Annotated in this window: 21 protein-coding genes; 12 read left to right on the forward strand and 9 right to left on the reverse strand. The window is 39.5% G+C overall.

The window, feature by feature from the left end; translation table 11 throughout:
- The first annotated feature begins 159 nt into the window (after positions 1 to 159).
- On the forward strand, positions 160 to 621 hold the full coding sequence (locus J5X91_RS15060) for a hypothetical protein (protein ID WP_208835150.1): 462 nt from the start codon (positions 160 to 162) through the stop codon (positions 619 to 621).
- Between the two features lie 320 nt (positions 622 to 941).
- On the opposite strand, the gene J5X91_RS15065 is transcribed toward J5X91_RS15060, so the two are convergent.
- Positions 942 to 1,817, reverse strand: coding sequence for a LysR family transcriptional regulator (locus tag J5X91_RS15065; protein WP_208835151.1), 876 nt, complete (start codon positions 1,815 to 1,817; stop codon positions 942 to 944).
- Between the two features lie 91 nt (positions 1,818 to 1,908).
- On the opposite strand from J5X91_RS15065, the gene J5X91_RS15070 reads away from it, so the two are divergent.
- The 3 genes from J5X91_RS15070 (at position 1,909) to J5X91_RS15080 (ending at position 4,461) form a co-directional block, all read left to right on the forward strand.
- Positions 1,909 to 2,337 (forward strand): PACE efflux transporter, encoded by a 429-nt coding sequence (locus J5X91_RS15070; RefSeq protein WP_208835152.1) that lies wholly within the window; start codon positions 1,909 to 1,911, stop codon positions 2,335 to 2,337.
- Between the two features lie 400 nt (positions 2,338 to 2,737).
- Complete coding sequence (locus J5X91_RS15075) at positions 2,738 to 3,610, forward strand: DMT family transporter (protein ID WP_182678684.1); 873 nt, start codon at positions 2,738 to 2,740, stop codon at positions 3,608 to 3,610.
- 59 nt (positions 3,611 to 3,669) lie between these two features.
- A complete protein-coding gene (locus tag J5X91_RS15080) occupies positions 3,670 to 4,461 on the forward strand; it encodes an aspartate dehydrogenase domain-containing protein (RefSeq protein WP_208835153.1) in 792 nt (263 codons plus the stop codon).
- Between the two features lie 155 nt (positions 4,462 to 4,616).
- Here J5X91_RS15080 and J5X91_RS15085 read toward each other — a convergent pair whose 3' ends face one another.
- From J5X91_RS15085 to J5X91_RS15095, 3 genes are all read right to left on the reverse strand, one after another.
- Positions 4,617 to 5,744 (reverse strand): zinc-binding dehydrogenase, encoded by a 1,128-nt coding sequence (locus J5X91_RS15085; RefSeq protein ID WP_208835154.1) that lies wholly within the window; start codon positions 5,742 to 5,744, stop codon positions 4,617 to 4,619.
- Positions 5,745 to 5,812: 68 nt separating this feature from the next.
- The gene (locus tag J5X91_RS15090; protein ID WP_208835155.1) at positions 5,813 to 6,487 is read right to left on the reverse strand and encodes a glutathione S-transferase family protein; all 675 of its coding nucleotides are present in this window, start codon (positions 6,485 to 6,487) and stop codon (positions 5,813 to 5,815) included.
- A gap of 327 nt (positions 6,488 to 6,814) precedes the next feature.
- Positions 6,815 to 7,246, reverse strand: a complete 432-nt coding sequence (locus tag J5X91_RS15095) for a PACE efflux transporter (protein WP_208835156.1) — start codon at positions 7,244 to 7,246, stop codon at positions 6,815 to 6,817.
- A 206-nt stretch (positions 7,247 to 7,452) separates the two neighbouring features.
- Between J5X91_RS15095 and J5X91_RS15100 the strand changes: the two genes are divergently transcribed.
- Together J5X91_RS15100 and J5X91_RS15105 are read left to right on the forward strand one after the other, a co-directional pair.
- The gene (locus tag J5X91_RS15100; RefSeq protein ID WP_208835157.1) at positions 7,453 to 8,355 is read left to right on the forward strand and encodes a LysR family transcriptional regulator; all 903 of its coding nucleotides are present in this window, start codon (positions 7,453 to 7,455) and stop codon (positions 8,353 to 8,355) included.
- 274 nt (positions 8,356 to 8,629) lie between these two features.
- A complete protein-coding gene (locus tag J5X91_RS15105) occupies positions 8,630 to 9,541 on the forward strand; it encodes a LysR family transcriptional regulator (protein ID WP_011329657.1) in 912 nt (303 codons plus the stop codon).
- Between the two features lie 186 nt (positions 9,542 to 9,727).
- Here the strand turns inward: J5X91_RS15105 and J5X91_RS15110 are convergent, their stop codons facing one another.
- Together J5X91_RS15110 and J5X91_RS15115 are read right to left on the reverse strand one after the other, a co-directional pair.
- On the reverse strand, positions 9,728 to 11,125 hold the full coding sequence (locus tag J5X91_RS15110) for a heavy metal sensor histidine kinase (protein ID WP_089369003.1): 1,398 nt from the start codon (positions 11,123 to 11,125) through the stop codon (positions 9,728 to 9,730).
- Complete coding sequence (locus J5X91_RS15115) at positions 11,112 to 11,798, reverse strand: heavy metal response regulator transcription factor (RefSeq protein ID WP_086998455.1); 687 nt, start codon at positions 11,796 to 11,798, stop codon at positions 11,112 to 11,114. The genes J5X91_RS15110 and J5X91_RS15115 overlap by 14 nt, the downstream gene beginning before the upstream one ends.
- A gap of 174 nt (positions 11,799 to 11,972) precedes the next feature.
- Here J5X91_RS15115 and J5X91_RS15120 point away from each other — a divergent pair, with 174 nt between their 5' ends.
- From J5X91_RS15120 to J5X91_RS15145, 6 genes are read left to right on the forward strand one after another with little or no spacing between them, the layout of a single operon-like run.
- Positions 11,973 to 13,811 (forward strand): copper resistance system multicopper oxidase, encoded by a 1,839-nt coding sequence (locus J5X91_RS15120; protein ID WP_208835158.1) that lies wholly within the window; start codon positions 11,973 to 11,975, stop codon positions 13,809 to 13,811.
- Entirely contained in the window at positions 13,808 to 14,695 is an 888-nt protein-coding gene (locus tag J5X91_RS15125) for a copper resistance protein B (RefSeq protein ID WP_208835159.1), read from the forward strand. Before J5X91_RS15120 ends, J5X91_RS15125 begins: the two co-directional genes overlap by 4 nt.
- 22 nt (positions 14,696 to 14,717) lie before the next feature.
- Positions 14,718 to 15,122 carry a copper resistance CopC family protein gene (locus J5X91_RS15130; RefSeq protein ID WP_011329652.1) on the forward strand — a complete coding sequence of 135 codons (405 nt, stop codon included), beginning with the start codon at positions 14,718 to 14,720 and terminating at the stop codon, positions 15,120 to 15,122.
- An 11-nt stretch (positions 15,123 to 15,133) separates the two neighbouring features.
- Positions 15,134 to 16,036, forward strand: coding sequence for a CopD family protein (locus tag J5X91_RS15135; protein WP_208835160.1), 903 nt, complete (start codon positions 15,134 to 15,136; stop codon positions 16,034 to 16,036).
- Between the two features lie 22 nt (positions 16,037 to 16,058).
- A complete protein-coding gene (locus J5X91_RS15140; RefSeq protein ID WP_011329650.1) occupies positions 16,059 to 16,547 on the forward strand; it encodes a nuclear transport factor 2 family protein in 489 nt (162 codons plus the stop codon).
- A gap of 10 nt (positions 16,548 to 16,557) precedes the next feature.
- The gene (locus J5X91_RS15145) at positions 16,558 to 17,085 is read left to right on the forward strand and encodes a DUF411 domain-containing protein (protein WP_182678669.1); all 528 of its coding nucleotides are present in this window, start codon (positions 16,558 to 16,560) and stop codon (positions 17,083 to 17,085) included.
- Positions 17,086 to 17,211: 126 nt separating this feature from the next.
- On the opposite strand, the gene J5X91_RS15150 is transcribed toward J5X91_RS15145, so the two are convergent.
- From J5X91_RS15150 to J5X91_RS15160, 3 genes are all read right to left on the reverse strand, one after another.
- Positions 17,212 to 19,545, reverse strand: coding sequence for a S9 family peptidase (locus J5X91_RS15150; RefSeq protein ID WP_182678667.1), 2,334 nt, complete (start codon positions 19,543 to 19,545; stop codon positions 17,212 to 17,214).
- Between the two features lie 199 nt (positions 19,546 to 19,744).
- A complete protein-coding gene (rmuC, locus tag J5X91_RS15155) occupies positions 19,745 to 21,211 on the reverse strand; it encodes a DNA recombination protein RmuC (protein WP_208835161.1) in 1,467 nt (488 codons plus the stop codon).
- Between the two features lie 643 nt (positions 21,212 to 21,854).
- On the reverse strand, positions 21,855 to 25,001 hold the full coding sequence (locus tag J5X91_RS15160; RefSeq protein ID WP_208835162.1) for a DEAD/DEAH box helicase: 3,147 nt from the start codon (positions 24,999 to 25,001) through the stop codon (positions 21,855 to 21,857).
- Positions 25,002 to 25,085 lie beyond the last annotated feature (84 nt).

The raw sequence follows: 25,085 nt of genomic DNA on the forward strand, positions 1-25,085 counted from the left end.
CTACTGGCTAGACAAAAACGTGTACAAATTGAACGATACCATTCAAGCCGATCACTCAATACCATTTTGACCGAAAAATGATCGGCATCGATGGTATTGAGTGATCTCGATGGATGGTATTAGGTGATCGGCTTAGATAGTATTAGGTGATCGCGATGCATGAGAATATGCACTTTTGGCAGTTTGTCTGCAAAGTTGGATATAGCTTACGTTTGCCGCTTATTGCCTTTAGATTTAGTTAATTGTCTGCATTTACTGAGAAAACTTAGAAATAACTTAGCACATCAAGCATCTCCGTTTTCTATTGAAGAAAACTTGGATCAGATATACGAAATATTCAATAAAACTAGCGGTAACCTGATTGCTGGAATGACAAAGCTATCTGGTGAGTTTGCTTATGGCCAGTTTATAGAAAAAGTTATGAGTACTAATCACCCTACCGATGAGGGTAAAAAGCTTTTCGAGTCAAAAGAAGAAGCCTTTGCATATTTAGAGAAAAATGACGATGTGCAAAAGACGCTTTTTGAATATAGAATAAAAATTATGCTGGTAATAGGTATTGCTAGCTTGGGTAGCTTAATAATATTTCATAGAGAAAAAGTACTGAGAAAATTCGAATAGTAAGCCTAACAAATGCATTAAAATGGATGTCTAACAGTTGGCAGTCGCTCATTCTTCGCTTATTTTAGTCAACTATAATCCGCAACTTATGCGGGAGTTGCCAATGTCCGCAATTGGCACTTTCTAGCCATTCGACAACATAAAATGCTGATAATAAATTGGCAAGATATTTTACTGTGTCGGATGGCGCTTCGCTTATCCGACCTACACTTGGCACTTTTCGGTCAATCGATAATACAAAACGCTAATGTTAATTGGCACTGCCTTTTTTCATTGGGTTTCGCTGCGCTCAAACCAACCTACCTACCAATAAATTAAGTTCATAATAAGTTGCGTAACAGTTTTCTGAGTAGTTTAAAAACCTCAAGGCTACTATGGCGCTGATGCTGGAGTATATCTACATTAGCAAGCCAACCTACGTCTTCAAATTCTAGCGCTAGTTTTACTAACTCACCATTTGTAAGCGCTTCTACTGCAACATGGTTTGGTAGTAAGCACCAACCATAACCCTGTATTGCAAGCTCAAGTAATACAAAGTAGTTATCTGCATACCAAGTATCGGGGCTAATTTTTAATTGAAAACTACTTGTTAGCGTATTACGTGATCGAATAAGTAACTGGCGGTGCAAACGTAAGTTATCCATATTTTCACAAACCTGACCCGCTAATGGGTGCGATTTAGCAACGTATAAATCAAACTTTACCGAGCCAATACATTCATAATCTAAATAGCTCGGAATATTTAATTCACTAAAAATAATACCTGTTAAAGGCTTTTCGCTTTTTAGCATATCAATTATGTCGAGGCTCGACGCACTTAAAAATTCAAGCGATACATTAGGGTACTTAATTTGAAACTCTGCAATAGCCTGTGCAATAACCCTTAGCGGGATCCCCTCGTCTAAGGCGACGGTTATTTCTCTTGGCGTTTGATCGTTTAATGTTAGCGCAGAATTAGTTAAACGCTGATGCTGATTAAGTAATGCCATCGCTTGTGGCAACAATTTTTTACCCGCATCGGTTAATTGTGGGTATCGACCTGTACGTTTGAAAAGTGTGACGTTACAGTCTATTTCTAAATTAATTATGTGCTGGCTTACTACTGATTGCGCCTTACATAAATGCCGCGCAGCAGCCGAAAACGACCCAGTATTAACGGTTGTTACAAATGCCTGCAGTTGTTCTACGCTGAACATATCGCTTTTCCAGATACTACGTAACTATAAAGTACCTTAATAATGGATGAAAATAGCTGCCTAGTCATTAAAAAATAGGCATAAGTTAAGAATGAAAACAGTTGAACGAATATTTCAGGCAGTTCTTTTTGAAGTCATAGTACTTTGTATAATTGTACCTGCATCGGTTGTTATTGGTGGATTCGACACAGGTAAAATGCTTGTTGTAGGTATCGGTTTATCTTTATTTGCTATGGTGTGGAATTATGCTTACAACATTATGTTCGACAAGCTTATGGGCTTTAATCGTTTAGAGCGAGGATCGGCCTTACGCATTACCCATGCAATTGGTTTTGAGCTAGGAATGGTGGTAATTGCACTACCTGCAATGGCTTTTTATTTAAATATTACATGGCTGGGCGCTGCCATTTTAGAAGCAGGGTTTTTAATCTTTATACTTATTTACACACTTGTGTTTAATTTGGTTTACGACAAATATCAACCTTACAAAATCTTATTTAGTAACAAGAAATCCCAGTAGCCCCTCAAAAAACATGCCTCTATTACTATTTAGCGCAATAGAGGGATGTTTTATATAAACCAAATACCCACCTTTTAAATGCCATTTATGGGATTTACTATGCAGCTTATGCTTATTTATAAAATCAATTAAGGTGAATATACTAGGCTAGTATTTTATTAATCGTTTAATTAAATAGCAGGCAATGTTCTGTCGTTAAATAAAAATTGGCTGCCTTGCCTGTTTAACAGCTTAAAACTATTTATATTGCGACTTTCTTATATGGTGTTTTTGTAAGCCTTTATTACCTTATCAATTTTAAGCTAAGAATGGTGCAAGGGATCATGTTGGCTATGCAATTTAATGGCAACATTTCTTAGAGCGACTACTTCATTCTAATTTATAAAGGAATCATTTAATTATGTGGATAATTTTTGCATTACTCGCCACGGTTTTTTTTGGCGCACGAGGCATAATGTATCAATGGACATCCCAGAAAAAAATTGATCGAAACTTATTGTTATTCGGTGTGTTTTTTGTCGGATTTATAATCAGTATTTTGGGTGTAACCTTGTTAAATCAAAAGTGGTATGGCTGGGCTGATATTGCTGTTGGCTTAGCGCTGGGCTTTGGCTCTTTTGCCGCGAATGCTTTTTTGCATAAAGGTTTTTCGGTTGGAAAGGCTTCGCTTATTAGTATTTTGTCGGGTTTAACTCCTTTATTTGTGTTGGTTTTTGCCTTTTTATTATGGCAAGAAACCTTAACAACGCTGCAGCTAATTGGCTTTTTTATTATTTTTGGTGGGCTTTATATTATTCGCTACTCTAATGATATTTCGTTTACTAATTTACAAGGGGCGCAATGGGGGTTACTGGCTGCATTATTCTTTTCATTTAATGACTTACTAGGTAAGCAGTCTACTTTGCTGGAGGCCGATACGTTCGCTACGCTCACCTCTATGTTTGGTTTTGGTAGTTTGCTTTTTGCTATTAGTTGGTTAGTAAGTAACAAAAAACAGGCCAGTGACACAAATGACTCTCGGCCTAATTGGTCGCCAGTAAAAACGTTTTCTTGTGGGTTACTTATTGGATTGACGAATGTGGCTGGCATGGTTGCAATAATATCGGCTTTTGCAATTGGCAATACAGGGCTGGTTTCTGCTATTTCTGGTATGAATATTTTAATAATTCTTTTGTACTCACGCATTATTTTAAAAGAGTCGTTTACTCGCCAAGAGCTGTTAGGGCTAACGACCGCTTTTATAGGGGTAATTGTACTAAGGCTGAGCTATTAACGCTTAAAACCACACACAGTAAGGACGTTTCGGTAAATAATTAAATAGGAATAGTAAAAATGAAGAAGAAGTTAGCACTAATAGGGTGTGGTTATTTAAGCCAAACTATTGCTCAGGCTGTAAAAAGTGGCTCTCTTGCTGGTTACGAGCTAGTTGCGGTATTAGGCAGAAACCCAATTAGAACCAAACAATTTGCTGATTACTTTAACTGTACACCATGCACAGATATTGATGCGTTTATGGCTTTAAAGCCTGAGTTTGTAGCCGAAGCTGCATCGGCGGTATCTGTAACCGATTATTGTGAAAAAATATTAGCCGCTGGCTCGCACTTAATTGTGTTATCTACGGCGGCATTTGCAGATGTAGCTTTGTACCAAAGAGCCATAGCAGTAGCATTAAAAAATAATACTAAAATATACATTGCCGGTGGTGCAACAGGTGGCTTTAACCTGCTTCAAACCGCTTCATTTATGAGTTCAACACCGATTGATGTAACAATAACATCTAAAAAATCACCTGGTTTTATTGCTCGAACCCCTTTTAACAAAGAGGGCTTAATGAACATAACTGAGCCAGAAAGAGTTTTTAGCGGAACAGCTAAGGAAATTATTGATATTTTTCCTTATGTTTTTAATGTTATTTATGCAACTTCGCTAGCAAGTGCGGGGCCAAAAGCAACTAAATTTAATATTGATGCTGTGCCTAACTTTGCTGGAGATGACTACAGAATTGAAGTTAAAGGTGAACAAATAGCTTTAGATTTAACAATTAAATCGGGCGATTATGCTATTGCAGCATGGAGTGTGGTGTCTATTTTAAATAATGCGGCTTCTCCGGTCGTTTTTATGTAAAACGGTTAGCTAAGCGGTTATAGCAGCCTGCTATTCTCACTTTATAATATTTACTATTTATAAATAAAAAGCCGATACTGCAATCAGTATCGGCTTTTATTTATTTGTAATTTAAATAGTTAAAAATTAACTTGTTAGTAATTACTGAGCTTTAATTAGCTTTGCGGTGTAATTAAGTATTTTTCGCTTGTGGCTTGTTTAGAGTAAGCCGCTATTGATACTAACTGTAGTGCCTCAGACAACGACACTTCGTGGGTGTAATGGCTGGCAAATGTAGTGGTAATTTCATCGGCTATACGTTTACGCATTGCCATTACCGTATTAGTGCCTAATTTACCAAGCGCATTAAATAATAAAAACCCATTTACGCCCCAAGCAAAACCAAAATTACGATTTAGCGTAATAGGGCCGCGATCAAGTGCGCCATAAATATAAACTTGCTTGAAAGTATCTGAGCCATACACGCTATACTCTTCTACGTCGCGAGTTATAGCAGCTTCCATACAGTTAAGAATGTCGCTGGTTAGTTGGCCGCCACCAATTGGATCGAACGCAATTGTGGCACCAGTGGCAATAATTGCCGCGGTTAAATCCTCAACAAACGACTCACTACTAGAATTAACCACATACTTTGCGCCCATGTTACGTAACAGTGTTTCTTGCTCTGTTTTGCGTACAATATTAACTAAATCAATACCGTCGGCAATACAAATACGGTTTAACATTTGCCCAAGGCTAGATGCCGCCGCCGCATGAATAATAGCTTTATGGCCTTCGGCGCGCATGGTTTCTACCATAGCTAATGCTGTAAGCGGGTTAACAAAAGACGATGCGCCTTGTTTAGCGGTAGTGCCTTCTTTTAACTCTAAGCAACTTTGTACATTAACGCAGTGATATTGACGGTACGTTCCGCCGCCAATTACAGCAACCATTTTACCCATTAATGCTTGTGCCGCTGGCGATGAGCCCGCAGCAACTACAGTACCGGCACCTTCATTACCTACAGCCGTTGCTTTATTAACACGTGTTTTGAGCGCTGGCATAAACTTAGCTGGCACATTAGCTGTAATAGCTGGGCTTTGCCCAGTACCCGATTGCGTTGCTGTAGACATGTCAGCGGCGCTGAACATAACCGCTAAATCAGATGGGTTTAATGGCGCAGCTTCAATGCGAATAACCACTTCATCGGCACTTGGTTGTGGCATGTCGATGTTTTGTAAGGCAAGCGTTAGTGTGTTGTCTTCGCTGATTGTTGAAGTAAGTTGGATATTTTTGTCTGTCATCGGGATTTGCTCCTGCACATTATTAAATTAGTTAAACCAATAAGGTTAATGAATTGGCTGTTTTATAGCTAAGCATTAGCTGCCTGAATTTGCGCTGTGACCTTTTGCATAAACTCGGGCATGTTTGCGAGCCGATCTACCTCTACTTTTTGCGCAATAGCAGATTGGCGCATGGTGTCGTTCCACTGTTTCATTCCCGGTACATCACCCAGTACATCCCAATTAAGTTGGCTGGCACCAAAAGCGTTAACTATGGTATTTACGTGATAAACGTAAATATCTGCCATAGTAAACTGCTCACCCGCAATCCAAGGTGAAAACTTACATAAGCGACTCAAGGCGGTAACACCAAGGGTTAACACTTGGCGTACCTCATTTTTAAGCGATTCTGGCGCGTTTGTACCACTAAACGCATACGGTATAAGGCGTCTGCTTGGCAGTTCAAAGTACAGCTCTGCTATTTTCATAATTTGGCGCACTGCTGCACGCTCGGTGCTATTTTTTGGATAAAGCGGAATATCTGGGTATGACTCTTCAATATAGTCGCAAATAACACTCGACTCTGAAATATTAACGCCCTGAGATGTTGTTATAACTGGCACTTTACCCGCAGGACTCATTGCCAGTAACTCGTCACTACCACCGTAAATAAGGTGCTCTTTAAATGGCAGTTCTTTATATAAAAGTACATGTTTTACTAGGTTGTAATAGTTGCTAGCAGCAAAACCGTGCAAAGTAATCATAATAAATTTTCCATCATTAACGTGAAGGGACTTTTTAATTACCTAAAATGCAATTAATGCCTCAGTGCTTAATACACTGCGACTGGACTATTTAAGCTAAACACATTATTACTGGTTTTAATTTGCTTATATATAGGGGTAAATGCTAATCACTTTTGCTTTTAAGACAAAAATAGAAAACTATTTGGCAAGGAGGTAGTGGCGGTACTAGCGCTCCCTATTTACATTTTTTAATAGGGAACCCCAGCTACAGAAGTTATTTTTGTTGGTAATAATTTACGTTAAATTAAGTAAAACAGGCGAGCTCAGCAAAGTTATGCCAACAGGCTAAACTTGGTTATTACAAGCTCGGCGCTGAATTACTGCGGCTCTAATATGGTCGTAACTCAAGTTAAATAAAAAAGCATAAATAGTGATAAAAACAGTCACGCCTAAATCCATTAAAAAAGCATTCCATAAGCTCACCGATAATAAATAAGCCATAATTGGAATAGTTAACACCAGTAAACCCGCTTCAAATAAGGTAACGTGAAATAGCCGCATTGAAAAAGTACGCTTAGTTTTATCTCCTTTAACATAAAGATCAAAAACCCAATTAAAAGCATAATTCCAAACCATGGCGACACTCGCAATAACTATCATAGTTCCTGATAATGCAGCGATATCGTGCTCAGTAAAAGCAGCTAAACCGGCAATCGATAAAGTTACAGCTATTACTTCAAATGACACAGAGTGAAACACACGCTCTACAGCTCTCATTGTTATATTTCTCCAATAAAGGTCTTACTTTAAAATTAAGTGATTAACACTAGGCAATTAACACAAAGTAATTAATACAAAGGTGATAAAAAAGGATAACGAAATTATTAAGCGGCGATTATGACAGTCAATAAAAACAGATAAAGTTAACAGCTATCACGAATAGTGATAATCTGAGCCAAATACCTGTAACTCTCAGACACACCATGTATAGCTTCGAGCAATTGAAAGTATTTATCACTGTATGCGACACCGGATCTTTTTCAGCTGCTGCTCGTAAATTAAAGCGTGCTCAATCGGGGGTAAGTCAAGCCATTGCAAACCTTGAAATAGCCATTAATCAAGAGCTGTTCAATCGTGATAAAAACACTCCGGTATTAACTGATAACGGCAAAACCTTGCTGCCAATTGCAAAGTCTATTTTGCATCAACAAAAGTATTTTGATCAAACAATAGACTCGCTAACAAAAGAGCATGAGCATGAAATGGTTATTGCTGTTGATGAGAGTGTAATGAGCCCAGACTTTTTAAATATTCTCATGCCGCTTGCCGATAAATACCCAATAACTCACTTTGATATCATCACCACCTCAACCTTTGATGTAGAACAACTCGTTCGTTCGGGTAGGGCGCAAGCCGGTATTGTTTATGCCGACGGTGAGTTAAAGGTGGATATGGATTTTTTCTTGCTAGGGCAAGCACGCTTTTTAACCGTAGCATCATCGACCCACGAATTAGCCAAACTAGCTAAAGTGCAAGGCTCTGATTTAAAACGTTATAGACAATGTGTACACCGCAGTGCTGAACATAAAGAGTTATGGTTTAGTTACGGTATTAGCTCTATGTTGTGGTATGCCAACACTCACCAAACACTGGTTGAGTTAGTTCATGCGGGCATGGGGTGGGCAAACGTACCTGAGCTATCAGTAAAAGAGCAGATAAACCAAGGCCATATTGTCGCATTGCCTGTTACCCATGAGTACAATGGGTGGTTAACGCCTGTAGGATGCTTAATTTCTCGAAGCCATCAATCGGGGCCTGTACTAACGAGTTTAATTGACACTCTTCAACAGTATCATTTTAGTAAAAACAGCTGGAAAATCAGATAAGCTACCCATTGTTTTGATAGAATAATTGTCACTTTTAAACAAATTAATCTATCATAAATACATAAATTTTAGAGCCTGCTTTATGATAATTTGAGGGCGTTTTTCTGCTTAAATTTTGCATTTAAAAAACCAGGGATTAATGTTTTCCTTACTCCTGCGTTTAGTAAAATATTAATTTTATTTCAGCTTTTTATGAGCAACGTCCTTTTCAAAGCCTTGTTATTCCCAAGGGCAATTTTAAAGTTGAGTTAAAAACAACAAATGGAGCAGCTCGTTGGATCAACTACGTGCAATTAGGTATTTTAGTAAAGTAGTCGAAACTGGCAGCTTTACCAAAGCAGCCAGTACTTTTAACGTGCCGCCGTCGTCGTTATCAAGGCGCGTTGCAGATTTAGAAAAAAGCTTAGGCGCTACGCTGTTAAAGCGCTCAACCCGACTCGTTAAATTAACAGAAGTAGGGCAAATTTATTATAACGATATACAGCAAATTTTGAGTCAACTAGAACAAAGTAATGAAACCGTACGCAGTTATCAAACAACGCCAATGGGGCGTTTACGTATTAGCTCTATGGTGGGGTTTGGTGAGCAAATATTATTACCTTTGCTAGATGAATTTAGCGCCTTATACCCTGAAATAGTGCTGGATGTTAGTTTAACTGATCAGCTATCGACACTCGGACGCGACGATGTTGATATTGCTATTCGCGGTGGTTACGCACCCAATGAGCGAGTACTAGCAATAAGGTTAATGGACAATGGTTTTATTCCGGTGGCATCACCTTGTTATTTAAAAAAACACGGAACACCTAACAATGCGATGGAACTAAAGCAGCATAATGGCCTTTATTTTAAAGCGCCAACGGGGCCAACGCCTTGGTTATGTAATATGGACGGCCAATGGCATGATGTATCTGGCCCTGCTGTGGCTATTTCTAATAGCGGATCGTGGCTAGCAAAAAAAGCGTGCAACGGTGAAGGTATTTTAATGTCTACTCGGTGGGCGTTAGCCCCTTATATTGACTCAGGTAAGTTGCAACAACTTCACTTTGAACATGAGTTAGCTATAACTCAAAATGCTAATATGGCTGTGTATTTGTTGTATCAAAAACAGCGCTACTTAGTACCTAAAGTAAAAGCGGCAGTAGACTTTTTAGTGCAAAAAATAAAGACAGAAAATGAACAATAAACACAAAGTAACAGATTCCCTAGGCTGATTAATTTACAACTGCGTGGTTTGTTAAACAAAACTAACCGCAGGTTACTTTCGTTTTTTGCTTATGCAAACTGTAAACCCCCATTACAGTTTGCACAAAAGCCACAAATTAACACTGCATTTTACGCTATAGGCACTGTGCTAATAAAAGGATTAAGCTTAACTTTTTACGTGTTTAAAAAACACTTTAAAGCGAGTGTTCGCGTTTGAGGTTACCACTATGTTGCCCCCATTTGCTGTAACTAGCGCTTTTACTATCGCAAGCCCTAACCCCGCGCCGTTGCCTTGTCGCTGCCTTGATTTATCGGCGCGATAAAATCGGTCAAATAAATAGGGTAAATGCTCTGCTGCTATTTTTTCGCCTGGGTTGGTAACCGCAATACACACTTGATCATTTCCAGTGCGCTCACTACTAATAGTTATCGATTCGCCTGCTGGGGTATACCTAATCGCATTTGATAATAAATTAGATAACAACTGCCTAAAGTGTAATTGTTCACAATAAAACTCAACATTACTACCTTGTTTAATAAAGGTAATATTGGCATCTTCTGCTACCGCATCAAAGTATTCTAGTAACGCGTCTATTTCTTCATCACTTTGTAATACTTGTTGTTGTGCTTTTATCAGTCCATTTTGAGTTTTTGCCAACCACAGCATATCACTAACCATTTTTGTTAGTCGCTCTAGTTCTTCAAGGTTTGAAAACAACAGTTCTTGGTATTGCACAAGGTCGCGCTGTTTTGTTAAGCCAACTTGTGTTTGAGTAATAATATTAGTAAGCGGGGTACGCAGTTCGTGGGCTATATCGGTAGAAAAATTTGATAAACGCATAAACTCATCTTGTAATCTATCCAGCATGGCATTAAATGAATGCACCATATTCACCAGCTCAATTGGCACTTTACTTTCATCTAACCTAACATCCATTTTATGGGTTTGAATGTCATATATTTTTTTGCTTAAGCCACGCAGTGGATTTAACCCCTGATGTACCGCAAACCAAGCAACGAGTAAAATGAGCACAGCTGAGCCAAACATAATCACCCATAGGCTTTGTTTAAATTGGCGCAAAAAATGTTTATGAAAACTCATATCAATGGCGGCGGTAATTTTATAATGCTGTTGCTGCACGTTAAAGTCGCTAACTAATGCGCGATAGGTATGATCATTGGCTTGCCAATGCACTATGTTATCGCGATTAAAACCAAGCGCCGATGGCGCACTCATAATCTGCTTAGTAAAATCGCGACCTGAACTTTGGTAAATTAAGGCTCCTTGCTGGCTATTTACTTGATAATAAACACCATGATGTCCTGCCACAGCTTTAGATAATGCCTGCCCTAAAGGTTCACTTGAGCTATGCTGCTGGGCTAAAACAGCTGCAACTGACTGGCTAATAACCTTTAACTCGCCACTGTCTTGCTCAATAAAGTGATGCTCAATGGAGGAGTTAATTAATGACGCGACTAAGGTTAAACAGGCTATTACAGTAACAGCAATAAACAATACCACCCGCATGGTCAACGACATTGGTCGAGCGTTAATTTTGGGCATTTTCGACCTCTAATTTATAGCCCATACCGCGCACTGTATGAATAAGTTTAATACTATACTCATCGTCAACCTTGCCCCGCAGGCGTCTAATCGCAACATCTATTACATTGGTATCACTTTCAAAGTTCATATCCCATACTTGCGACGCTATAAGTGAGCGAGATAGCACTTCGCCTTCTCGGCGCAGTAGTAGCTCTAATAAGCTAAACTCTTTATTACTGAGCAAAATACGCTTGCCTGCTCGCTGTATTTTACGCTTTGGTATATCCATTTCTAAGTCTGCAATCGTGAGTATGTCGGCCACTTTTTGCACGCCACCACGGCGAATAAGCGTACGTACGCGGGCAAGTACTTCTGAAAAAGCAAACGGTTTTATTAAGTAATCATCTGCGCCAAGTTCAAGCCCTTTTACTCTGTCATCAACACTATCGCGAGCCGATAAAAATAATACTGGCGTGTCGTTTTTGGCTTCTCGTACCGACTCTAAAATTCGCCAGCCAGATACATCGGGCAACATTATATCTAATATAATCACATCAAATAATTCGGTCATTGCTAAATGGTGACCGTCAAGGCCATTGCGCGCCAAACAAACCTGAAAGCCGGCTTCGGTTAAGCCCTGTTTTAAGTAATCACCGGTTTTAATCTCGTCTTCAACGATTAGTAAGCGCATATAATTCCTTTGTTACTTTTATTATAATTTTAGTTATCACTTAAACAGCACTATGCCATATGCGCTACAACAGCAACATGACATTAAGATTACAACTTTGTAATGTTCGCGTCATGTCGATGTCAGGTTTAAATATTATACTCAATGCATATTTTGCTATTCAGGTGTAATAAAATGGGTTTTAAAGAGTCATTACAGCACATTTCAAAGCCACGTAGGCGTTTTGTTCAAGGATTAATTGCAGGCGGTGTGCTGGCAGCTTTTCCAACTGTTTTACATGCAGCATCATCTTTAGCGGCTTCAACATTAACAGGTACTGTGCCTGAGTTGAGCGGTAAAGTTATTGACCTGGTTATTGATGAGTCCCCAGTAAACTTTACCGGTGTAGTGCGTATGGCAACCACCATTAATAGCTCTATTCCCGCGCCAACATTACGCCTTAAAGAAGGTGACGATGTGACCATTCGCGTTACCAACAATTTAGCGGTACCTAGCTCTATTCACTGGCACGGTATTATTTTACCGTATCAAATGGATGGTGTACCGGGCATTAGCTTTAAAGGCATTATGCCTGGCGAAACATTTGTTTATAAATTTAAGTTACAACAAAGCGGTACTTATTGGTATCACTCACACAGTGGCTTTCAAGAAATGACTGGTATGTATGGGGCGTTAATTATTGAGCCTCGTGAGCAAGATGTTATCAGCGCAGATAATGAACATATTATTCAACTCTCTGATTGGACTGATGATGATCCCATGGAGTTATTCCGTAAATTAAAAATTCAGGGGGATGTGTTTAACTTTAATCAGCCCACTGTACCTGAGTTTTTTGATGACGTAGCAACAAGCGGCGTTGCTAATGCACTTCAACGACGTGAAATGTGGAACCAGATGCGAATGAGTCCAACCGATTTAGCTGATTTATCGGCTTCGGCAATGACCTATTTAATGAATGGTACTGCGCCAATGGCTAATTGGCGTGGGCTGTTTAAAGCGGGCGAAAAAGTACGTTTAAGATTTATTAATGGCTCAAGTAACACCTTTTTTGATGTACGTATCCCAGAGTTAAAATTAACTGTGGTACAAGCAGATGGACAAAATGTTGAACCCGTTACCGTAGATGAGTTTCGCTTTGGTCCAGGTGAAACCTACGATGTGGTTGTTGAGCCTAAAAATGACGCATACACAATTTTTGCACAAAGCATGGACCGCTCAGGTTATGCCAAAGGGACTTTGTCTGTCGCTGCTAATATTGATGCGCCAGTGCCTGCACTTGACCCCGTTGAGTGGTTAGCAATGCGGGATATGATGGGCAATATGGATCACTCTGCTATGCCTGGAATGGATCACAGCGCTATGGGCCACGCTAGCATGGACAAAACCAGTATGGATCAGGGGGCAATGGATCATAGCACAATGGACCACGGTGCAATGGCAATGGACCATAGTAAGCATAATATGGGTAAAAACCCACTGGCTGTTCCAAGTCAGAAAGTTCGCCACGCTAAAACAGAATATGGCGCCTCAGTTGATATGCGCGTTGATACGCCACGCACAAACTTAGACGATCCTGGTATTGGGCTGCGCAATAACGGCCGTCGAGTTTTAACACTTGCAGATTTACGCTCTCTTGATGGCATAGTTGACCACCAAGCGCCTGAAGCCGAAATTGAGCTGCATTTAACCGGCAACATGGAACGCTACAGCTGGTCTTTTGATGGCTTAGAGTTTGGTAAAAGTACCCCTGTGCATATGAAGCATAATCAGCGGGTACGAGTTATTTTACAAAACGATACCATGATGACACACCCTATGCATTTACATGGTATGTGGAGCGACTTGGAGAACGATCAAGGTGATGTGTTAGTTCGCCGCCACACCATAATGGTACAGCCCGCCCAAAGAATTAGCTTTTTAACTACGCCACATGATGTTGGTCGTTGGGCTTGGCATTGTCATTTACTGTTTCATATGGATGCAGGTATGTTTAGAGAGGTGGTTGTATCATGAGAAATTTAACCTTATCAACAGTACTTACTAGTGCACTATTAATTAGCGCACCGTTATTGAGCCTGCATGTGTTTGCTCAAACTGAAATGGGCGACATGTCTGGCGATATGGCGGGCGATATGGCGGGCGATAAAATGCAGCCGCAAGGCGGCGATGCCCCTAAAAATGCTCGCGATCCACACGCTTATGCTAATGGCACAACCTTGACGCAAGGGCCATATGCTTTAGCAGATGGCGAGCGCTTAACCCTTGCGGATGAGCATAAGTTTTACGCTATTTTAGGTGATCGCCTTGAGTATAACGAACAAGCCGATGCTGCTGTTTTCGATTTACAAGCTTGGTACGGCACCACCTTTAATCGATTAGTGATAAAAACCGAGGGTGATGTTAGTGATGGCAAGCTTGAAGAAAATCAAACTGATATTTTATGGGGTCATGCAATTTCGGCTTATTGGGATACGCAAGTCGGTATTCGCTACGATTATTATAAAGAAGGCAAAAACCGTCAATGGTTAGCGTTTGGTATTCAAGGCTTAGCACCTTATTGGTTTGAGCTTGATATGACAGCGTATGTAGGTGAGAGCGGCAATACAGCATTTACAGCAGAAGCTGAATATGAGCTGCTTTTAACACAAAGGCTCATTATACAGCCTCGTGCTGAAATAACATTTTATGGTAAAGACGATGAACAAAATGAGCTAGGCAGTGGGCTATCTAGTACTGCTATTGGCGTTAGGGTTCGTTATGAATTTACTCGCCAATTTGCACCTTATGTAGGTGTAGAGTGGACTAATAAATTTGGTAGCACAGCAGATTACGCCAAGCTAAACGAGCAGAGCAGCAACGATACTGAGTTTGTTGCCGGTATAAAATTTTGGTTTTAATATTTAAAAATAAGAGGTAACTATGAAATTTATAACTATTGCGGCAATTTTAGGCTTAGCTTTAAGCTTTTCGGCATCAGCTCATATTTCGCTAAAGCAATCAACACCACAAAATAGTGCGATGCTAATGCAAAGCCCAGAGCAACTTACGTTAACGTTTAGCGGCGAAGTACAACTTGCCAAAGTACTCTTAAGTGATGCTGCAAACAAGCAAGTAGATTTTAACTTTAAACCCAGTGCAAAAGCTAATAGCAACTTTAGCTGGCCGTTACCCAAGCTTGAACAAGGTAATTACACAGTTAAATGGATAGCGCTTGGTGGCGATGGCCATAAAATGTCAGGCAATTTTGACTTTATGCTGCACGCCAGCGACACACATTCTAAAATGAAAAACATGGCGGCTAGCCATAAACAACATAATCATTAGGTAGTCATATAATGCAATTAAGTGATTGGTCAGTGCTGTTACTATTATTAAAAATAGTAAGCTATTTAGCTATTGCAGCCCTTGCGGGCTGCTTGCTAATGCGCTTACTTAATAATGAGAGTACAACGCCAGATACACAATTAAGCTGTTTTAATCGGTATTTAAAGCGCTGGCAAATCACCCTTGTTATGGTGGGCTTTATTGGTGCAATATTACAAATACCAATTGAAGCGGGGGCCATGGCTGAATCTGGTTTTGCAGGCATGATAGACCCCTTCATGCTGGATATAATTTGGCAATCAGTAATTGGTGAGCAGGTAAGTATTAGAGTGCCTGCATTTATAATTGCCTTGTTTGCGGTGTGCACTTGGCGCCCCCATTCAAACTCAGCTAACGTGGCTAATTTTGTTATTACACTATTAGCACTTATTATCCTTACCTATAGCTTTACCTTAACCGGCCACAGCGCCGAAAAAGGCCTATTAATTAAAAGTATATTAACACTGCATTTAATTGCCATTGCTAGTTGGATTGGCTCACTATGGCCTCTTTATAAAAGTTGCCAACTGCTATCGTTAAATACGATAAAGCATTTAATGGAACGCTTTGGACAGCTAGCAATTATTATCATAGCGGTACTGCTCATATCTGGTATAACCATATTATGGCAATACTTAAATTCATTTTCTGTATTATTTACTTCAAATTATGGCCAGCTAATAATGTTAAAACTGTTGTTAGTGAGTGCTATGTTACTACTGGGTGCTTGGCATAAACTACGTTTAGTTCCGCAAATTACACAGCAACATCATGTTGTTACTTTAAAGCGTTCTATTTCTGTTGAAATGGTTATTGCCGTGTGTGTATTGCTAACCACCAGTGTATTTACCACGCTCGTTGGGCCGCCCGTATAATTTATCTTATAAAGAGAAAAACATGTTAATAAAACACCCTAAATTTGGATTGATCTCAGCGCTGTTACTTACTGCAACAAGCTCTTTTACTGTAAACGCGCATGGTGATGAAGAGCACGCAAAAAAATCAGCTTTATTTGTTAATGTAAGCAGTGCTGCAGCAAAAGTTGTTAGCTCATTTCATACTGCGCTTAAGCAAGGCGATAAAGTAACTGCTCGACAATTACTAGCCGATGATGTGATTATTTTTGAAGGTGGCGGCGTTGAGCGCTCAGCCGATGAATACGCTAACCACCACATGTTAGCTGACATGAAATACCTAAGTGCAATTAACAGCGACCTATTAGAGCACCAAGTGTTTATTAATGGTGATATGGCTTACTCGGTATCAAGAAGTAAAAGTCATGGCAACTATAAAGGTAAAGAAATAAGCGCCACAGGTATGGAGTCAATCACCTTAAAAAACACCGATTCAGGCTGGAAAATAACTCATATTCATTGGTCAAATTAAGGCGATAATTATGCGTATAATTAAAATCACCTCAAGCGTGCTTTTAGCACTAGCACTGCCTCTTATGGGGGCGTGCTCTGAGCAATCACCGCAAGTACATAAAGCAACTAGCTCAGCCGATAGTCCCAAAAAACAGGAGTTAAAGCTTACTGTTTATAAAGATAAAAACTGTGGCTGTTGCAAAGGCTGGATTGAGCATATACATCAAAGCGACATTAATACAAAAGCCATTGATGCAGACGATATGGGATTAATAAAATCGCAATATCAAATAAAGCCTAACCAGCGCTCATGCCATACAGCTGTGTCGGCCAACGGTTTTGTGTTTGAAGGCCACGTACCGGCTAAGTTTATTAAACAATTTTTATCGGAAAAACACCCAGCGCATATTATCGGTTTAACCGTACCCGCAATGCCACTAGGCACACCAGGTATGGAAATGGGCGATGCATTTCATAAATACAACATTGAATTTATTACCACAAACACCACCACAGGTGTGTACAAGCACATTAGTCAATACGACGAGCAGTTTTAACTATTGTGGCATAGTTTGTGAGACTGTTTAGTACCTATAAAGAACTGTAAACCCCCATTACAGTTTGCACAAAAAAGCCACAATTAAAAATTGTGGCTTTTTTAGTTTTTAATAATTAATTAGACATTATTTTAGTAAGTTTTTCTCAAAAAATTCGGCCATCATAGTGTGGTAATGCAAAGCCGTTCCTTTGCCTTCTTTTAGGCTGTGTGAACGATTAGGATAAGCAAAAAACTCAAATTGTTTATTATGCTTAACAAGCTCGTCAATTAAACGCTCAGACCCCTGATAGTGTACGTTATCGTCGCCAGTACCGTGGATCAGTAATAATTTACCGCTAAGGTTTTTAGCAAAACTAATTGGCGAGGTATTATCATAGCTTTGTGGGTCGGTGTTTGGGTTACCCGAATAACGCTCTTGATAAATAGTGTCATATAAACGTATATCGGGCACAGGTGCTGAAGCAATACCTACTTTAAATTTGTCGCCGTGACGAAATAATAAATTAAGTGTAGAGCTGCCGCCGCCAGAGTGTCCCCATACGCCAACCCGCTCTGTGTCTATTACATCCCAGCGTTTAGCCATCGCGTCGAGCGCGTCAACTTGGTCTTGCACTGTAATTGAGCCTATTTTTTTATAAATAGATTTGCGCCAATCTCGGCCTTTTGGTGCGCGTGTACCGCGGTTATCAACTGATGCAACAATAAAGCCTTTTTGAGTTAATAACGATTTGTATAAATAGCTATTACCTTCAAAGCGATCTTGTACGGTTGATCCCCAAGGTTCGCCATAAACATAAAATACGATTGGGTACTTTTTATTTAGATCCATATCCGCAGGAAACATAATATAACCATCAAGCTCGGTGCCATCACGCGCGGCTACTTTAAAAAACTCATGGTTTGGTAAACTTTGCTCTGCTAATTTTTGTTTCAGCTCGCTGTTTTCGACCAAGGTTTTTACATTACTGTGATCGCTCACCTTAATAATTTGCTTAACGGCCGGCTGATTAAATTTAGAATAGGTATGCATGGCCCAAGAAGCATCCTTTGACACGTAGTAACTGTTGGAGCCGTTAAACTGCTCAGGTGTTACTCGTACTGGTTTACTGCTGCCATCTATTGCTGTGCGATACAAATAGCGCTGAGCTGCATCATCTGGTGATGCACTAAAATACAATACGTTTTTGTCTTCGTTGATTGCAAGCATATCAACAATGTCGTAATCGCCAGGGGTTAGGTCGATAATTTTTTTGCCATCGCGCGATATGCGATATAAATGACGCCAGCCGTCGCGTTCGCTGTGCCAAATAAAAAACTCACCACTTTTTGACCAATTAGCACTATAAAACCATTCAATAAACGCATCGTCTTTTTCTGCCAGTATTTTAGTTAGCTGCTGCTTTTGCCAATTAAATAACCATAAATTATTATGGTTTTGTGGGCGGTTTAAGTCTTGGATAAGTAACGACTCACCATCGCCTGCCCAGCTAATGCGTGGTATGTAACGATCGCGGTTATCGCCCTCAAGTTTAGCCCACCGGGTTTGCTTGTCACTCAGGCTCACTACGCCTACGCGTACAGCTGAGTTAGTTTCGCCCGCTTTAGGGTATGGAAATTCAGTAAGGCTAGGGTAGAGCGCTTTGGTGTTGTTGATCATGGTAAAGTATTTAACGCCGCTAGTATCGAGCTGCCAATACGCGATTGATTTATTATCTGGGCTCCAACTAAAGCCATCACGAATAGAAAACTCTTCTTCGTATACCCAATCGAAATTACCATTAACTGTGGTAGCGCTGCCATCGGTTGTTAATGCGCTAACGGTATTGCTGCCAACTGCTTGCATATAAATATTATTATCGCGCACATACGCTACTTTTGAGCTGTCGGGGGAGAACTTAGCAAACATAAGCTTTTTGGGCTCAGGGTTTTCGCCGCCCAACTGCGAGAGTTTATTCGTATTTAAGTTAAGTAACCAAAAATCCCCTCGGCTGCGCGAACGCCATACTTGCTCACTGTTGGTAAATACCATGAGCCACTGGCCATCTTTAGAAAATTGATAACTCTCAATTGCAAACGCTTCATCTGCGCCCTCTGGCAGTAACTTTTCAAAAGCAACCAGTACTTTTCGCCCTGTGCCATCGGCGTTGTAAAATACAATGTCGTTGCCTTTTACACCGTGCTCTTTCTCGTCGTCAGCTTTAACGCCTACTTTTTTATCGGCTTCACGTTGCTCAAGTACTGTGTAGCCAGTGCCATCGTCTAACCATTTAAAGTAAGTACTACGCTGTGCTTTAAAGTATTTATCTTTATAAATTTGCTCAAGAGTAAGCGGGTTACTAATAGGTGTAACTGCATTACCTGTTGTTGATGGTGATGTATTTGATGTCATAGAACACCCTTGTATGGTTATACCCGCCAGAATGGCAACTAACAGTGCTGAGGTTTTAATTATTTTCATCGTGTTTCCTAGGGGGGGTTATTAAATAAATACTGACCCCGCTACTTTAGCAAATAAGCAAAATAGGATCTGAGCGTTTATCGCGTTATTAAGGGATTAAGCTTAAAAACGGAATTAATACGCCATGTTAATTAAAAGTAGGCATTAGCTGTGTAATGAAGGTTACCGTTTTTAAATACCTAACCCTTTTGCTACGCAGTTAATCTAATTCTAAATTTGCACGTTCAACGCTCTCTGCTGGCAGCTCTTTTTGTACCGATACGCCCAGCTCTTTAAACTCGCTTGCCTGTTTAATTAAGTTACCTTTACCTCGGTAAAGCTGCGAAAACGCTTTGTCGTAGCTTTCTTTGGCACGATCGAGCTGTTTGCCAACCCCTTCCATGCTGGTTAAAAAGCCGTTGAGCTTGTTATAAAAACGCTCGGCTCGAGCTGCCAATTCTTTTGAGTGTTTAGTTTGCTCTTCAAAGCGCCATAGCTGTTTAACTATATTTAAACTAGTGAGTAAGGTAGTGGGGGTTGCCACTAGGATATTTTTTTCGATTGCTTGCTGGTAAATATCACTTTGGTATTTAAGCGCTTCAACAAAGGCTGACTCTATTGGTACAAACATCACCACTACTTCAGGCGAGTTAAGCCCAGGTAGACGGTCGTACGATTTACTCGCAAGCTCGTTTATACGCGCTTTAACAGCCTCAACGTGCTCTTTAATAGCTTGCTGTGCTTCTAGCTCGTTATCGGCGTTAACATAGCGTGTGTAGGCGTTTAACGAAGTTTTAGCGTCAATAACTAAATGGCGACCTTGGGGTAAATACACAACTACATCGGGGCGTAAGCGGCCGTCTTCGGTGTTAAACGACACCTCGCGTTTATAGTCTACGCCTGCGCGTAAGCCTGCGCTGTCGAGCACGTTTTCTAGCATTAACTCGCCCCAATTGCCTTGGGTTTTCTTTTGCCCTTGTAGAGCGTTACTGAGCCTGTCGGCTTGCTCGGTTATGGCTTGGCTTTTTGCTTGTAAATGTAATAACTCGGTTTTAAGCGCGGCGCGTTGTTTTAAGTCTTCAACATGGATTGACTCCATTTTGTCGCGAAAGCCTTTTAGCTCGCCTTGCACTGGTTTTAATAGTTGCTCAATGCTTTCTTGATTGAGCACTTTAAACTTTTGAGACTTTTCTTCTAAAATTTGATTCGCTAAGTTTTCGAACTCTTTTTTAAGCATCTCTTTGCTTTGCTCTATTTGCGCAAGTTGTTCGCTAAAGTGTTGTTGTTTTTGCTCAAGCGTAGTGCGTATATTATTTAGCTCTACATCGCGTTGGCTATATTGTTTGCGCAGTGCACTTAGCTCGGCTTCGGCTTTTTGCCAAAACTGATTATATTGCTGGCTTTGTTTTTCTTGTTCGGTAAAGCGGGTTTTAAAGTGCTGCGCTTGGTCGCGTTGCTCTTGATGGGTATGTTCTAAAAGTTCGTGATCATCCGCTAACTGGGTGTATTGCAGGGTTTTGCTCTCAAACTGACTTTGCAATAACGACAACTGCTGTTGCTGCTCACTAAGTTGTTGTTTTAATTTTTTACTAAGCGATGCAGATACTAGGCTACAAATTACGCCACCTGCGGTAACGCCTACGCCTACACTTAGCCAATCAATGCTAGTTAATAACTGAGAAAACATAAAATAAACTTATTAAATTTAGAGACATGCCATCATAACGAATAACTATCGATAGCAGTAGGGGCGGGATATAAATTAAAGGCATAAAAAAAGCCAACTCAAACGAGCTGGCTCAATCATTACTAAACTTAGTAACTAAATAGGGGAATCAACATGAAACTTGAATTAACTGCAATATAATCACAAGCATAATAGTAGACGGCAAGTTGAGTATTTAGTTCAATAATAATTTAAATTTATTTATATGTTGTTTAAGAGGGCTACTAAGTAATTTTTTGCAAAAAAAAAGCCAACTCAAACGAGTTGGCTTAATCATTACTAAATTTAGTAACTAAATAGGGGGATCAACATGAAACTTGGTTGAACTGCAATTCAACCGCTAGCAAAATAGTAGACGCTGCATATTTAATTAAGTTCAAAAAAGTATAAAAAAATTAAACTTAAGTTTTGTGTAAAGCAGCCGTGTAAAAAAGGCATAAAAAAAGCCAGCCCTAAAGTGGGCTGGCTAAATCATTACTTATTTAAGTAACTAAATGGGAAATCAACATAATGCTTGGTTAAACTGCAATTTAACCGCTAGCATAATAGTAGACGCTGCATATTTAATTAAGTTCAAAAAAGATCTGAATATTTACAGACATTTTTAATCTTTAATTAAAGAGAGCATTTGTTGCTCGTCAAACTGGGTAAAACTCATTGATTTTTCGGTAAATAATGCATCTACAAGAGCTTGTTTATCTTGTTGCATTTTAAATACTTTTTCTTCAATTGAATTTGCCATAATAAGTTTATACACAAACACAGGATTAGTTTGGCCAATACGATAAGCACGATCTGTCGCTTGTTTTTCTACTGCTGGGTTCCACCAAGGATCGTAATGAATTACTGTGTCGGCTTGCGTTAAATTAAGCCCCGTACCACCGGCTTTTAAACTAATTAAAAACACCGATGTTGCACCACTGGTAAACTCATCAATCACTTTATCGCGCTGGCGCGTTTGTCCGGTAAGTAAACTAAAGTTTATATTTATTTCTTTTAGGCGTTCAGCAATAAGATCGAGCGCAGAAGTAAACTGACTAAATATAATTACTTTTCTACCTAAGCTTAGCATTAGCGGTAAGCGATTACTTAGCCATTCTAGTTTTGCACTGCCAGCCTGAGTTGTTGGCTCTATTAATTTAGGGTGACAACAAATTTGCCTTAATTTTAACAGCGCTTCTAAAAAGGCGAGTTTACTTTTTTGCATACCTTGTTCAGAAAACAGATCAGTTAGTTTTTCTTCTAATGCCTGAGTAATACTGTGGTACATTTCTTTTTGTTTTGGCTCAAATTCAAACTCTTTAATTAACTCTGTTTTTAGCGGTAACTCTTGTGCAACTTGCGCTTTAGTACGGCGTAATATAAACGGCATAATTAAGTCTTTAAGTTGCTGTGCTCGCTCTGCATTGCTCTCACGCTCAATTGGCGTTTGGAAGTGAGTTTTAAAATGCGTTTGTGAGCCAAGTAATGACGGCATAGCAAAATCAAGTAATGATTTAAGCTCGAATAAGTTGTTCTCTATTGGCGTACCACTTAAGCAAAGCTTAAAGTCGGCATTAAGGCGCTTCACTAAACGCGATACCTGCGCGGTATCGTTTTTAATATATTGCGCTTCGTCGAGTATAATATTTTCAAAATAAAGTGGTGAATAATACGCAATATCGCGTTTAAGTAGCGGATAAGTAGTTAATATACATTGTGCTTGCGCTACATTTTGTAATAACTCATTACGCTGGGCACCAAAAATAGTGGTTACTTTTAAGTTTTTAGCAAACTTGGTTATTTCTTTTTCCCAATTGCTTACTAGGCTTGTAGGGCACACAATGAGTGTAGGGCCTGCTTGCGCATTATTATAACTACTTGTTAGATAGGCAATAACTTGCAGAGTTTTACCTAATCCCATGTCGTCTGCTAAAATTCCGCCAAGCTGATGGCGTTTTAAAAAGTTTAACCACGCAACGCCTTGCTGCTGATACTCGCGCAATACAACTGAGTCATTTAACCCTTGTATAAGCGTAGTGGGGCGCGACTGGTCATTACTATTTAGCTCTTCTAAATAACGTGACAATGACTCGTCGTGTAGTTCAACATTTATAGCAGTATGACTTACCAGTTCAGGCAAGTATGAAAGCGGAATATTAAACTCATCTCTGGTTTTTATAAATTCAAATCGTTGTTTAAACTCATTTAACAAGTGCAGAGCCGTTTTATTTATAGCGCCAAACTCACGACCTATTGGGTAGTAATAAAACAACTCACTTTGACGGTTTAACGATTCATAATGAGCATCAGTTTGATTAAATAATAACGTGGCTTTAGCATCGTTTAATATAATTTTGCACTGCATTTGATGCCCCGCAGTACGGTGTACATGCAAAGCTACTTGGCTTTGTGGGTTAACAGCATTTACTTTACTAACCGATACTTTCCAGCCTCGTTGAACAAAGCTAGGAAACACCTCATACACTAACCAGTGTAAGTGAATTGGCGATTGTTTATTAAAAATAAACTCACTTTGTAAACCCCCTTTACAAAAATCGAAACCTAAGTTTATTAGCTCGTTTTTTACGGTGTTTTCAAAAGCACTATTTACTAGGGTTTCTGGCGCTGTGCCTGCCAAATAATTTTTATTTTTATATTTGAACAATAACGAAAGCGTTAATCCTTCTGTCGACATTGTTACTTTTAAAACCGCATTACTTGAGAGTTTTGAAGTATTGTTTTTTTCATTAGTGGGGTGCGGAATAACACCCGAGCCAAAGTTATCGGCGAGTTGTTTATAAATACGGTCAAAATTAGTGTCGTGTAATGCTGGAATTGTTTGTAAATGAGCAATTTCGTCTGCACTTAAAGGGGTGCGAATGCGTCCTACTTTATAAGTATCAAGATCTAAATAAGTAGGTGGCGTTGTTTTAATTAGTGTCCAATTTTTGCTGTTTTCTAAATTAACTTTTAATTGGGTTAGATCTTTTACTTGCTGCCAACTAAAGCTTAACGCTTGCCCTGTTTGCGCTTTAATTGATACGCGTGATCGTTGTAAAAACAATCTTTCAGTTGCTATAAGCTGTTGCAGTGCGTTAAAACCCCATTGCCCTTTAAGCTCAATATTACCTACTGCATTTTGTGAACGTATCCAGCTAAATAATCTAAAGTCGCTTTCTAATAAATCGCTAGGAGTTACAAAGCTGTTTAGCTGTTGCTCGGTAAGGTTACGGCCTAAGGCATAGCTTTGATTTTCATCGTAATTAGCTATTTTGGGCGTTAAAAACACTTTATTGTTTTCTACATCTAATACAAATAAAAGCACTTGTGAAGGCGGTTGTTCGGTACTGTTTTTAAGTGCTCCGAGTTCAGTAAACCAATCATTAATAAAGTAGTCTTCGCCGTACTCACCCGAGTGTTCTATTTTAAGTTTGAGCAAAATAGCAGCTAAGTGGCGGCATTTTGTTTTAACGTTACAGGTACAGTGAGTATCTACCGAATAACCAGTAGGTACTTTACTGATCTCAATACGTTGATTAAACGAAATACCTTTGTCGCCACGTACTGTTGAATCCACAACTGAAAAATCGCTATTATGCTCTAACCAGCTAATTTGGCCGTTTTTATAATACGCTTTACCTTTAGCCAATACGGCGGGCTTAAACAATTTTTTAATGAAGCGTTCAGAAAGAGGAAACTGGGTAGCCTGCTCATTTTTAATTTCTTCAAAAATAGCCATTAGATCAGTTTTAGATAAGTTAGCAGACATGTCACTCAAAGTATTAAATTTTAAAAACAATTTTTTTAGTATATGCCTTATATGCTCTGAGCTAAAGCAATATTAACGTTAAAT

The organism is Pseudoalteromonas sp. K222D (genome assembly GCF_017653575.1).
GTDB classification, from domain to species: domain Bacteria; phylum Pseudomonadota; class Gammaproteobacteria; order Enterobacterales; family Alteromonadaceae; genus Pseudoalteromonas; species Pseudoalteromonas nigrifaciens.